This window comes from Frankia canadensis, assembly GCF_900197875.1.
GTDB classification, from domain to species: Bacteria; Actinomycetota; Actinomycetes; order Frankiales; family Frankiaceae; genus Frankia; species Frankia canadensis.
Map to the genome: position 1 here is coordinate 1 of NZ_FZMO01000103.1, position 12970 is coordinate 12970.

Genomic DNA, 12970 nt, shown 5'->3' on the forward strand with positions numbered 1-12970 from the left:
ACCGCGGCAACGTCGTCCTGAGAAGCCGCCGGCCTCAGCCGGTGGAGGAGTCACGGTGGTGGTGTACCCGCCGGGAGGCCAGGCGACGAGGTCAGGCGACGAGGTCAGGCGACGAGGATGCCGGGGTTGAGGATGCCGGCGGGGTCCAGGGTGCGCTTGACCGCGCGCAGCACGTCCTCGCCGAGCGGGCCGACCTCGGCGCCGAGCCAGGGACGGTGCTCGGTGCCGACGGCGTGGTGGTGGGTGATCGTGCCGCCCGCGGCGACGATCGCGTCGCCGGCCGCCACCTTCGCCGCCCGCCAGCTACCGATCGGATCGGCGCCCTGGCCGCACACGACGGTGAAGTAGAGCGACGCGCCCGTCTCGTACAGATGGGAGATGTGGCACATCACCACCGGGGACAGGCCGGCGGCGCCGAGCGTGTCGACCAGCGCCCCGCGGACCCCCGCGTAGAGCGCCGGCAGCGCCGACCAGAAGCCGGCCGTCTCCAGCGTCTCGGCGAAGATGCCCAGGTCGAGCAGGGAGTCGCGCAGGTAGGGCGCGCGGAAGCGGCCCTGTTCCCAGTCGGCGCCGGCGTCGGCGTCGAGGCGGCGGGCGCCGCCGGCCAGCAGGACCTCGGCGACCTCGTTGGCCCGCCGCGCGACCGCCGGGCCGGGCCCCTCGTACCCGGTGATCAGATGGCAGCCGCCCGTGGTCGCGTCACCGCCGGGCCCGTCGTCCTGCGCGGCGCGGTCGCGGGCGGCCGGGCGCCGCCTCGGGGGGCGGGCGAGGCCCGCGATGGTCTCCGTCTCGTCGGACAGGCGGCACACGGTCGGGCGCAGGTCGCGGGCGGCGAGGGTGCGCAGCAGCCGGGTGCCGGTGACGAAGTCGGGCACCGACCAGCCCTCGTGGAGGCGCCGCGCGGGCAGCGGCCGCACCCGGCACACCACCTGGGTGATCACGCCGAACGCGCCCTCCGAGCCGAGCATCAGCTGCCGCAGGTCGGGACCGGCCGCCGAGGCGGGTGCCCGGCCGAGATCCCAGCTGCCCGCGGGCGTGGCCACCCGCAGCCCGACGACAAGGTCGTCGAACCGCCCGTAGCCGCCGGACGCCTGACCACTGGACCGGGTGGCGGCGAAGCCGCCGATGCTCGCGTACTCCCAGGACTGCGGCACGTGGCCCAGGGTCAGCCCGTGCTCGGCGAGCAGCGCCTCGGCGCGCGGCCCGCGCAGCCCGGCACCGAGCTCGGCCGTCCCCGACTCGCGGTCCACCCGGCCGAGGCCGTCGAGGCGGGCCAGGTCGAGGGCGATGACCGGGCGCCCGGGCTGGCCGGTGGGCGCGAGGCCGCCGACGACGGATGTCCCCCCGCCGAACGGCACGACGACCACCCGTTCCCGGGTCGCCAGCCGCAGCACGGCGAGCACCTCGTCATGGTCGGCGGGCAGGACGACCGCGTCGGGGGCGGCGGAGGCGTCGCCGGCGCGCAGGCGCAGCAGGTCGGTGGTGGAGCGGCCGCGGCAGTGGCGCACCCGGGACTCGTCGTCGCCGCGCACGTGCCGGTCGCCGACGATCGCGGCCAGGGCGTCACGCGCGGCGGCCGGTAGCCGCGCCGGGGGCAGGCGGACCTCGGCGAGCCCGACGGGCGGGGTCGGCCGGGAGGGGATGCCGAGGCGGGCCAGCAGCAGGCGGACGCTCTCGGGCAGCGGATCGTGGGCGACCGCCGGACCCCAGCCCCACCAGACCGGCTCCGTCGAGGTGGTTCCGCGTGCTTCGTCGGTACTCGTCATGGTCACCTCGGCCCGCCGGCTCGATACGGCTCGATAGACTCCGACCTGAGACAGTGTGACAGTAGGCGTAACACTGTCACAAGAGCTCGTCCCACGATGGCACACCCGCGGCCGGCGCGCTGCCGGGGACGGCGTCGGGCGGGAGCCGGGTATCGGGCGCAGGAGGGCGGTCGCATGGAACTCGACATCGACCACCGTCACGCGGAGCCGGCGGGTGAGGTCGTCGCCGGCTGGGCGGGCGAGTCGACCGTGCTGGACGCGGCCAAGGCGTCCCTGCTGGCGGTCGGGGTGCGGCGCACCACCCTGACCGAGGTGGCGCGCCGCGCCGGGATGAGCCGGATGACCCTCTACCGTCGCTGGCCTGACCTGCGCTCCCTCGTCGGCGACGTGATGACCCGGGAGTGGAGCGGCATCGTGCGCGGCGCGGCGGACCGCGCCGCGCACGATGCCGGCCGCGGCGATCTCGACAGCCTCGTCGGCCACATCGTCGCGACCGTCGACGCTTTCCGGACGAACCCGGTCTACCTGCGCATCATCGAGACGGATCCGGAGATGCTTCTCCCCTATCTGACCGAGCGGCGCGGCGCGACCCAGCAGATGGTCGTCGATCTGCTGACCGACCAGCTCGGCGCCGCCGCCGCCCACGGCGTCGTGCGCGCGGCCGACCCGCAGGCACTGGCCGTCATGATCCTGCTGGTGGTGCAGTCGTTCGTGCTGTCCGCGGACGCTCTCGGCGGCGCGGTCCCGGAGCGGACCAGGACGGCCGAGCTGCGCCACCTTCTTCGCGCCTACCTCGCCCCCGCGGGCGGGCGGGCATGACCGGGCCCGGGCCGTTCGCGGCGTCCACGTCCCTCGACGCCCGTCGGCGGGCGCGGGAGCTCGCCGCGCTGGCGGACGGTGAGCGGGTCGACCTGCTCGTGGTCGGCGGCGGGGTGACGGGCGTCGGCGTGGCCCTGGACGCGGCGTCGCGGGGGTTGACCGTGGCGCTGGCCGAGGCACGGGACCTCGCGTTCGGCACCAGCCGATGGAGTTCCAAGCTCGTGCACGGGGGGCTGCGTTACCTCGCCCACGGTGACGTCGCGGTGGCCTGGGAGAGCGCGGTCGAGCGCGACATCCTCATGCGGTCCACCGCCCCGCATCTCGTCCGGGCGCTGCCGATCGTGACGCCGCTGACCCCGGCGGTGTCACCGCCGTCCGCCGCGGTGGTGCGGGCCGGCCTGCAGGTCGGCGACGTGCTGCGCCGGGCCGCCGGCACCCCGCGCGCCGTGCTGCCGGCGCCGCGGCGGCTGACGGCCGTGGAGACGCTCGGGCTCGCTCCCGCGCTGGGCGAGACGGGCCTGCGCGGCGGCCTGGTCTACTGGGACGGCCAGCTCGTCGACGACGCCCGCCTCGTCGTCGCGCTCGCCCGCACCGCCGCCGGCTTCGGCGCGCGGATCCTCACCCGGCTGCGGGTGACGGGCATCGAGCCGGCCGGTTCCGCGGTCGGCCCGGGCCGGTCGTGGTCACGTCAGGGCGGCTTCGTGGTGGCCGCGCGGGACGTCCTCGGCGGCGGCGACGTGGAGATCCGGGCCCGCGCCGTGATCAACGCGACCGGGGTGTGGGCGCCGGCGCTCGCGCCCGGCATCCGGCTGCGGCCGAGCCGCGGGACGCATCTGGTGGTGCGTTCCGAGGCCTTCGCCGGGGGGCGCGGCGCGCTGTCCGTGCCGATCCCGGGCGAGCGGGGCCGGTTCGCACTCGTGCTCCCGCAGGGTGACGGCCGGGTCTACGTCGGGCTCACGGACGTTCCCGTCGACCGGATCACCGATGTTCCCGAGCCGGACGAGGCCGAGATCACCCAGCTCATCGAGATCGTCTCGACGGTGCTGGCCGCACCGCTGGACCGCGCCGACGTGGTCGGCACGTTCGCCGGACTGCGCCCACTGCTCGACGACGAGCACCATGCGGACGGCGAGCACCTGGGCGGCGGAGGGCGGGCGGGGTCGGCCGGCGCGGCACGATCCGGCCGGCACACCGCCGACCTGTCCCGCCGCCATCTCGTCCACACCGGGGACGACGGCCTGGTCACCGTGGTGGGCGGCAAGCTCACCACCTACCGTCGGATGGCCGCCGACGCGGTGGACGCCGCCGTCGCGGCCGCCGGCCTGCCCGCCGGGCCCTGCCGCACCCGGCACCTCGGCCTCGTCGGCGCGGCGCCGCGCGCCCGGCTCGCCGCGATCGCGGCCGCGCGCCGGCTGGTCGAGCGGTACGGGACGGAGGCGCCCCGGGTGCTGGCACTCGCCGACGGCGAGCCGGGCCTGCTCGCCCCGGTCGCCGCGGGGGTGCCGGTCACGGGGGCGGAGTGGTTGTTCGCGGTATGCCACGAGGGGGCGTTGGATCCGGCGGATCTGCTGGACCGCCGTTCGCGGATCGGCCTGGTCCCGGCGGAGCGCCGCGCTGCGCTCGCCGCGGCCACCCGCCTGTTCGACCACGCCGCGTCCCTCTGACCTGGTCGCCGCCCAGGTCGAGGTCGCGCAGGCCGGTCATCGCCGCGAAGGCGTCCCCGCCCGGGACGACCGGCCGCCGCCCGGCCCCGGGCGGGTCCCCGTCGCCCGCGGCGCCGCCGCGCGGGGCGGGCGTCCCCACGCCCACGGCCTCCACCGAGCTCACAACCTCCGCCAAGCTCACAGCCTCCGCCAAGCTGACAGCCTTGGCCGAACTCAGGGCACCGGCCGAGGCGGTGGCGCCGGCCGAGGCGGTGGCGCCGGCGGGACCGGTCCGGCCGGCGGTCCCCGCGGGCACGCTGCCGTCCTCCGCGGCGGACCAGTGCAGCTCCACGCAGACGACGCCGTCCGCGATGCTCCCGCCCGCGCGGACAAGGCCCGACCCGGCCGGCCCGAACTCACCGGTCCGGCCGAAGTCGGCGAGGGTCATCGCGCGGCGTGGCGAGCGCCCGCCGCCCCGTCGCTCGCCACCGCCCCGTCCCGCGCGCACCGGAACGGATCGAGCCGCGGGCATCGCACCCGCGCCCGCCGCGGCGGGAGTCGGAGTCGTGGCGGGGGGCGAGGAGGACGGCTCGACGCTCGGCGCGGGCAGGTCGACGCCCGGTGGCAGGGATTCGGGGTCCGGCAGGGCGCCCTCGGCGCCGGACGCCGGTCGGGCGGGGCCCTGCCCGCGGCCCCCGGCCTCGGGCGCGGCACGGTCGGGCTTCGGCGCGGGCCGGGAAGGATAGGTGAGGTAGATGTCCGCGTGACTGTCGGTGAGGTAGCCGGTGAGCACCACCGGGCCGCGGCGGACGGCGGAGAGCACCGCCGAGACCCGCGCGAGGAACTCCCGCGCCACCGCGTCGGGCACGGAGCTGAACTCGCCGGCGGTCTGCACGGTGACGGCGATGCCGCGGGCCTCGACCTCCTCGATCGGGCCGGCGAGGCCCCGCAGCGCCGCGGGCCCGGCGCCGGTGAGGTCACGCCGCAGCGCCCGGGCCCGGGCCGTGCAGCGGGCGCGGACCAGCGAGTCGGCCGGATCCAGCCGGCCGGCCGAGATGTCGCGCAGCAGCGGCAGGAAGCGGGCGTCCAGTTCGGCGAGGCGTCGCTGCCGGTCGCGGCGCAGGGTGCGGTCCAGCACGCGCCCGTTGCGCAGCTCGGCGTCGAGATCGTCGGCGCGCGCCCGTTCCTGCGCGCTGGCCCGCAGCACCGGGCCGAACATGGTGACCAGCAGCTGGAGGAGCACCAGCCCGTGCACGGCGGCCACCAGCCGGGACATCACCAGGTCCTCGTACCAGCCGCCGAGCGCGTAGACGATGGCGGCCATCGCGAGCGCCGAGACGGCGGTGGCGGCGTAGCGCTCACGGCGGGGCCGGGACAGGCCGGCCATCGCCACCAGCAGCGGGTTGACCATCGTGGTCCCCCAGCTCACGACCAGCACGCCGGCGTGTTCGGCGGTGTTGGCACCGCCGGCCACCGCCGAGGCGACCGCGAGCAGCACGACGAGGAAGGACTCGGCGCCGGTGAGCGTCCTGCGGGCGGCCACCCGCGCCGTCACGCCGACGACGACGGCGGTGGCCGCCCAGATCCCCACGCCCGCGAGCAGCGAGCGGGACGTGTCCCGATGCAGCACGACCGGGGTGAGCGCCGCGAGCCAGCCCACGACCATCGCCACCGCGAACGAGCGGCGGGCGGCCGCGGTCAGCGACTCCTCGAGCCGCGCGGCGGCCGAGGCGTCGGCGGTGGCGGGCGGCGGCGGGTCCCAGCGCAGCATGACCCGGGTGCCGCGGCCGGGCTCGGACCAGATGTCGGCGGAACCGCCCACCGACCGCATCCGGGCGGTCACCGAGTTACGTAGTCCCAGCCGAGCGCCGTCGGCGGGCAGGCCGGCCGGCGGGAAGCCGCGCCCCCGGTCGATGACGCTCACCCGCAGATGGCCGGGCCCCAGGTCGAGCACGACCCGGGCGTCCACGGTCCCGGCGTGGAGGCGCACGTTGCGCAGGGCCTCGCCGAGCGCGGCGGCGACGGCGGCCCCCACGTCATCGGGCACCCAGGCCGCAGCCGGATCAACGGCCGTCTCGACGGGCGGCGTGGCGTCCGAGCGCTGGATGGCGTCCGAGGGCGGCGCCGGCCCCCGCGCCCCGGCCGGCGGGGCCTGGTGGGCCAGGTAGGACCCGGGCGAGCCCACCAGGGTGACCCGCAGGCCGTCAGCCCGCGCCCCGGCCACCGCCCGGGCGATCCGCTCGGTCACGGAAGGGCCTGGCTCCGGCCGGCCGGCCAGATGGTCCTCGACGGCCCGGACGCTCTCGGCGCACTGGCGGCGCAGGTCGTCGACGGGCTGGTCCTCGCTCATCCCGAGACCGGTGAGCGTGTTGAGGATCGTGTCGTGCAGCAGGCGCTCCTGCTCCCGGGTGTCCCGCTCGCGCCCCTCGGCGACGACCAGCCGGCGCCGGCGGGCGGCGACCTCCCGGTGGTGCAGGTCGGCCCGGACGGCGACCCGGTGCAGCCGCCGGACGGCCTGATGCACCAGCCCGGCGACGACCAGCACGAGCGCGGACGCGGCGAACACCTGTGGCCGATGGCCCGACGCGGTGGCGAACTGGCTGGCGACGAGCGCCGCGACGGCGGTGGCGAACGCCGGGCGGGGCAGCCCGAACGCCGCCCCCACCGTGGCGGTGAGCGCCGCGACGAAGACGAACGACGACGGGTCACCGCGCGCCGCGTCAGGCGTGATCCAGGTGGCGACCAGCGCGGCGAGCACCGCCACGACGACGTCGGCGACGGCGAGCCAGCGGCTCGGCCGCCGGCGCAGCAGCACGACGAACGCCACGCACCAGGCCAGCAGCACCGCCGGGCCGACCAGCGCGAGCGGATGCGCGCGGTACCACCCGTTCCAGACCGCCAGGAACAGCAGCAGAAACACCATCTGCGTGGCCCGCAGCTGGGCGGAGCACCGAATCATCACCGCTGACAACGCCTGCACGGAGCGTCCGTTCATATCGCATAAGTGTGGAGGATCAGGCTGACGGCCACGGCGGCCGGTGCGGGCGATCCGAGCCCGGTCGCCTCGTTCCCGGCCGGCGGCCGAATGACATTTGCGAAATCCCCCCGGACGGCCTTCGCGCGGCGGCCGCGAGCCGCCGCGCGATACCCGGTCAGCGCACCGGACCGACGGTCAGGTGGGCCACCCTGGCATGGTGCTCGCGGGTGTCGCCGAAAGCACCGATCAGGCGTTTGGCGCGTTTGTAGAAGAAATGAGTGTCGTGTTCCCAGGTGTAGCCGGTTCCGCCGTGGTATTGGATCATCGCGGCGGTGGCGTCGCCGGCGGCCTGGTTCGCCTTGCTCTTCGCCACGGCGGTGGCGAGGTCGGCGTCCGGGGCGTCGGTGTCGATCGCGTGCGCCGCGTACAGCACGGCATGCTCGGCCATGGTGACGGCGACGTGCAGGTCGGCGAGATGGTGGGCGAGCGCCTGGAAGGCACCGACCGGCCGGCCGAACTGGATGCGCTCACGGTCGTAGGCGACGGTGCGCCCGAGTGCGACGCGGGCGACGCCGACGAGGTCCGCGGCGGCGAGCACCGCGCCGCGGCGCAGCAGGTCGGCGAACGCCGCCGCGTCCGAGCCCGGCAGGCGGGTGGCCGGCGCGCCGGTGAACGTCAGCGCCGCGAGCCGGGTGGTGCCGTCGAACCCTGCCCGCGGCTCGACCACGACACCCGGCGCCCCGCCATCCACCAGGTACAGCCCGATTCCCGCGCCGCCCTCGGCGGCGACGACGAGTAGCCGGGCGATGGCGGCGTATTCGACGCCGGACGCGACGCCGTGCAGGTGGCCCGCCTCGTCGGCGCGCACGGCGACGCCGTCCGTCCCGAAGCCGCCGCCCGGGCCCCGCAGGGCGACCGTGGCGACGAGGTCGCCGGCGCCGAGCGGGCCGAGGACCGTCGCTGCCTGCTCCGGGCCGCCGCAGCGCCGCACGGCCTCGCCGGCGAGCACCGTCGCCGCCCACGGCCCCGGCACCACCCCGGCACCGAACTCGCGGGCGACGACCTGGGCGTCGAGCAGGCCGAGGCCCAGCCCGCCGTGCTCGACCGGCACGCACACCGAGAGCCACCCCTGCTCGCCGATGGCCTTCCACAGGTCGGGTGGATGGCCGTCGGCGGCCGGGTCGGTGAAGACCGCCCGCACGGCGCTGAGGTCGAAGCGGTCGGCGAGCAGCTCACGGACGGACGCGGCGAGCGCGCGCTGCTCGTCGGTCAGGGCGAAGAACACGGGCGGCGGCCTCCTGACAGCGAGGACGGCAAAGGCGACGAGGACAGCGAAGACGGCGAAGACGGCGAAGACGGCGAAGACGGCGAAGACGGCGAAGACGGCGAAGGCGCCGTCAAAGGCGGCAGGCGCCCGAGCGTCGCGGGCGATGCCGACGGATGCACGGCGCTCACGAGCCGCGGGGCAGGCCGAGCACGCGCTCGGCCACGATCGAGCGCTGTACCTGCGACGATCCACCCCAGATCGTCACCGACCGGGTCCAGAAGCTCTCCCGCCGCAGGTCGGTGAGGTCGAGATCGGCGAGCGGCCGGGTCAGCGCGACATCGGCGCCAAGCACCTCGTCGAACGTCTCGAACAGCCCCTGGTAGGCCTGGGACCACTGGAGCTTGGTGACCGACGAGGCGGCGCCGAGGTCGCCGCCCCGCTCGACCTCGGTGAGCACGTGCAGGGCGTGGTAGCGCAGGCACTCCAGCTCCACCAGGCGCGCGGCGAGCCGGTCGCGCAGCACCGGGTCGCCGTCGCGGCCCAGCGCCCGGGCGACGTCGACGATCTGGTCGTAGGCGCGCCGGAAGGCGGTGTACTGGCCCAGAGCCGACCCGCCGCGCTCGAACGAGAGCAGCAGCATCGCCGTCGCCCAGCCGTTGCCCAGACCGCCCACGCAGGCCGACGCGGGCACCCGGACGTCGGTGAAGAACACCTCGCCGAACTCGCTGACCCCGCTGAGCTGGCGGATCGGGCGCACTTCGACGCCGGGCGCGCGCATGTCGACGAGCAGCAGGGACAGCCCGCGATGCCGGCTCGACCCCGGCTCGGTGCGGACCAGGGTGAAGATCCGGTCGCCGCGGCCGGCGAACGTCGTCCACACCTTCTGGCCGTTGACGACGAACACGTCACCGTCGCGCTCGCCGTGGGTGCGCAGCGCAGCGAGGTCGGAGCCCGCATCGGGCTCGGAGAAGCCCTGGCACCAGATGACCTCGTTGCGCAGCATCGGGCCGATGATCTCGGTCTTCTGCGCCGAGGTGCCCACGGCCATCACCGTCGGGGCGAGAAAGGTGAGGCCCAGCGTGTTCACCGAGCGCGGGGCGCGGGCCCGGACCAGCTCCTCGTCGGCGATCGCGGCCATCGCCGGGGTGCCGCCGCGCCCGCCGTACTCGACCGGCCAGTCGATCCCGCCGAAGCCGGCGAGCGCCTTGCCCCGCTCCCAGTCGCGTCGCAGGTCGAACGCCGCGTCCTCGTCGAGCGAGCCCCAGAAGCCAGGCGCCGTCCAGGCCGCGGGGACGGACGCGGCGAGCCAGGCCCGAAGCTCCGCGCGGAACTCCTCCGCCTCCGGGGGGTAGGTCAGGTCCACGCGGTCCACCCCATCTGTCGTCAATCTCATCTGTGGACGTCGTCTCCTCCGGCGGGAGGACGCGGCCAGTCAGACCGTAGTACTCCCACAACCCGGCTGTGTGCTTACCGACAACGACCTGCCAGGCACGGCCGGTCGGCGGGCACCCCGGCGCCGTGGCGTCCGCCATCCGACGCCTGCCGTTCACCCACGCACAGGCGCCCGTCACCGTCAGCCGGCACGATGGACACGTCGCCCCGCAGGAGAAGTCGACCGATGGAGCAGGAGGATCGCCATGACGCCGACCAGGCCCGCCGCGCCAACCGCGAGCCTCGATCCCGCCCGCCGCGCCGACGCGCTGCGCCGGATGCGCACCGAGGTGATGGACGTCGCCGTGATCGGCGGCGGCGTGACCGGCGCCGGGGTGGCGCTCGACGCCGCCACCCGCGGCCTGTCGGTGGCCCTCGTCGAGGCCCGCGACCTCGCCGCCGGCACGTCCAGCCGGTCCAGCAAGCTCATCCACGGCGGCCTGCGCTACCTCGAGCAGCTCAACGCCCCGCTGGTCCGCGAGGCGCTGCGGGAGCGCTCGCTGATGCTCGACACGCTCGCCCCGCACCTCGTGCACACCGTCCCGTTCCTGCTGCCGCTGACCCGCCACGGCTGGGAGCGCGCCTACATCGGCAGCGGGGTGCTGCTCTACGACACCCTCGGCCAGGGGCTGGCCCGCATCGGTCCCGGCGGCGACGGCACGATGCCGCACCACCGGCACCTGACCCGCAGGGCCGCGCTGCGGATCTTCCCGTCGCTGCGCTCCGACGCCCTCGTCGGCGCCATCCAGTACTGGGACGGCCAGGTCGACGACGCCCGTCACACCCTGTTCGTCGCCCGCACCGCGGTGCGCTACGGCGCGGCGCTGGCCACCAGCGCCCGGGTCGTCGGACTGCTGCGGGAGGGCGAGCGGGTCGCCGGCGTCCGGGTACTCGACCTGGAGTCAGGCGGCGAGATCGCGCTGCGCGCCGAGCAGACGATCAACTGTGCCGGGGTGTGGACGGACGAGATCCAGGCCATGGTCGGCGGGCGGGGGAAGCTGTCGGTCCGGGCGTCGAAGGGCGTGCACATCGTCGTCCCCCGCGACCGCGTCCACGGCGAGACCGGGCTGATCCTGCGCACCGAGCGCAGCGTGCTGTTCGTCATCCCGTGGGGCGGCCACTGGATCATCGGCACCACCGACACCGACTGGAACCTCGACCTCGCCCACCCCGCCGCCAGCAGCGCCGACATCGACTATCTGCTCACCACCGTCAACAGGGTGCTGCGCACGCCGCTGACCACCGCCGACATCACCGGCGTCTACGCGGGGCTGCGCCCGCTGCTGGCCGGCGAGTCCGAGGACACCTCGGCGCTGTCCCGCGAGCACGCCGTCGTCTCCCCCGCGCCGGGGCTGACGATGGTCGCCGGCGGGAAGTACACGACCTACCGGGTGATGGCCGCGGACGCGGTGGACGCGGCGGTGGCCGGGATGAACCGGGCGGTGCCGGCGTCGTGCACGGAGAAGATCCCACTGCTTGGCGCGGACGGCTACCCCGCCCTGTGGAACGCCCGGGAGACCCTCGCCCGGCGCTTCGGGCTGCACGTCGGCTGGATCGAGCATCTGCTGCACCGGTACGGCACGCTCGCCGAGGAGGTGCTGGAGCTGGCCGCGTCCCGGGCGGAGCTGGCCCGCCCGCTGACCGGCGCGCCCACGTACCTCGCGGCCGAGGTCGTCTACGCGGTCACCCACGAGGGTGCCCTGCACCTGGAGGACGTGCTGACGCGGCGGACCCGCATCTCGATCGAGACGCCCGACCGCGGTGTCGACGCGGCCCGTGCCGTCGCCGACCTGATCGCCCCCACGCTCGGCTGGGACAGCAACGTGCGCGACCGGGAGGTCGAGCACTACCTGGCCCGGGTGGAGGCGGAGCGCGCCTCGCAGCGTGAGGCCGACGACGCCACGGCGGACGCGGCCCGCCTCGGCGCCCCCGACGTGCGCCGGCTGGGCCACGCGGAGACGCGGACGCCGGCGCCCGCCGCGGGCTGAACTGGGATGCCGACTGTTTTACTGGGGCTAGCGGCGGAATCCCGTTGACATGGAATTCATTCTCTGGTTGATCGCGGTGATCCTCGTCATCGCGGGGATCGTCACGATCGTGCGCGGCGCCCTGCTCTACGGCATCCTGCTCATCATCGTCGGCCTGCTCGTGGGCCCGGGCGGCGTGTCCGTCTTCAGTTGACGCCGACATCCGACATCTGACGCCTGACGCCTGACGCCTGACGCCTGATGGCGGCTGCGCGGTGACAGCGCCCGGGCCGTGCCGTTCCCACGGCACGGCCCGGGCCCTGCTGACACCCGCCGCCGAAGGGCCGTCACAGGCCGTATTCCTCCAGCAGGCGCAGCCAGACCTCGCTGACCGTCGGGAACGACGGGACCGCGTGCCACAGCCGCTCCAGCGGCACCTCGCCGACGATCGCGATCGTCGCCGCGTGCACCATCTCCTGGGTGTCGGGGCCGGTGAAGGTCGCCCCGACGACGACCCGACGGGCCTCGTCGACCACCAGCTTCGACGTCCCCGCGGTCGCCTCCCCGCGGACCGACGCACCGGCCACCCCGCTGGTCGGCACGCTGACCGCCCGCACGTCCACGCCCGCCTCCCGGGCCGCCCGCTCGGTCAGCCCGACCGCGCTGACCTGCGGGTCGCTGAACGTCACCCGGGGGATCGCGAGGCCGTCCGCGCGGTCGCGGGCGGGCTGGCCGGCCGCGTCACGGCGCCCGGTGATCACGTCGGCGACGACGCGCGCCTGGTATTTGCCCATGTGGGTGAGCAGCGCCCGGCCGCACACGTCGCCGACGGCGTACAGCCAGCCGCCGTCGACGGCCGTCGCCCGCAGCTCGTCATCCACCTCGATGAACGTGTCCGGCCGCAGCCCGACCGCCTCGACGCCCAGGTCCCGGGTCGCCGGGGTCCGCCCGACCGCCACCAGGATCTCGTCGGCCACCAGGACGTCCCCCGGCGGCGTGCCGCCCGCCGTCTCCTCGCCCGCGGCCTCCCCCGGCCCCACCGGTCCCGCCGCGACGCGGAGGCCTTCACCCGGATCTGACGGCCCACGCCCGTCGCTGTT

8 protein-coding genes and 1 pseudogene are annotated in these 12970 nt (G+C 75.9%); 4 read left to right on the top strand and 5 right to left on the bottom strand.

Annotation, left to right across the window (positions count from 1 at the left end; all coding sequences use genetic code 11):
* Positions 1-104: 104 nt before the first annotated feature.
* On the bottom strand, positions 105-1766 hold the full coding sequence (locus C1A33_RS10570) for an FAD-binding oxidoreductase (RefSeq protein WP_101831340.1): 1662 nt from the start codon (positions 1764-1766) through the stop codon (positions 105-107).
* Positions 1767-1940: 174 nt separating this feature from the next.
* Between C1A33_RS10570 and C1A33_RS10575 the strand changes: the two genes are divergently transcribed.
* A complete protein-coding gene (locus tag C1A33_RS10575; RefSeq protein WP_101831341.1) occupies positions 1941-2585 on the top strand; it encodes a TetR/AcrR family transcriptional regulator in 645 nt (214 codons plus the stop codon).
* On the top strand, positions 2582-4249 hold the full coding sequence (locus tag C1A33_RS10580) for a glycerol-3-phosphate dehydrogenase/oxidase (protein WP_101831342.1): 1668 nt from the start codon (positions 2582-2584) through the stop codon (positions 4247-4249). The genes C1A33_RS10575 and C1A33_RS10580 overlap by 4 nt, the downstream gene beginning before the upstream one ends.
* A 1744-nt stretch (positions 4250-5993) precedes the next feature.
* Here C1A33_RS10580 and C1A33_RS37700 read toward each other — a convergent pair.
* From C1A33_RS37700 to C1A33_RS10590, 3 genes and pseudogenes are all read right to left on the bottom strand, one after another.
* Positions 5994-7223 (bottom strand): annotated as a pseudogene (locus tag C1A33_RS37700) (sensor histidine kinase); the annotation flags it as partial.
* Positions 7224-7380: 157 nt separating this feature from the next.
* Entirely contained in the window at positions 7381-8490 is a 1110-nt protein-coding gene (locus C1A33_RS10585; protein WP_101831344.1) for an acyl-CoA dehydrogenase family protein, read from the bottom strand.
* A gap of 166 nt (positions 8491-8656) precedes the next feature.
* Entirely contained in the window at positions 8657-9835 is a 1179-nt protein-coding gene (locus C1A33_RS10590; RefSeq protein WP_101831345.1) for an acyl-CoA dehydrogenase family protein, read from the bottom strand.
* Positions 9836-10109: 274 nt separating this feature from the next.
* Between C1A33_RS10590 and C1A33_RS10595 the strand changes: the two genes are divergently transcribed.
* Together C1A33_RS10595 and C1A33_RS34780 are read left to right on the top strand one after the other, a co-directional pair.
* Positions 10110-11891 carry a glycerol-3-phosphate dehydrogenase/oxidase gene (locus C1A33_RS10595; protein WP_101831343.1) on the top strand — a complete coding sequence of 594 codons (1782 nt, stop codon included), beginning with the start codon at positions 10110-10112 and terminating at the stop codon, positions 11889-11891.
* Between the two features lie 49 nt (positions 11892-11940).
* Positions 11941-12084 carry a GPGG-motif small membrane protein gene (locus C1A33_RS34780; protein ID WP_165818325.1) on the top strand — a complete coding sequence of 48 codons (144 nt, stop codon included), beginning with the start codon at positions 11941-11943 and terminating at the stop codon, positions 12082-12084.
* Between the two features lie 133 nt (positions 12085-12217).
* On the opposite strand, the gene C1A33_RS10600 is transcribed toward C1A33_RS34780, so the two are convergent.
* A partial coding sequence (locus C1A33_RS10600; protein ID WP_133150636.1) for an FAD-dependent oxidoreductase occupies positions 12218-12970 on the bottom strand: 753 nt, incomplete at its 5' end.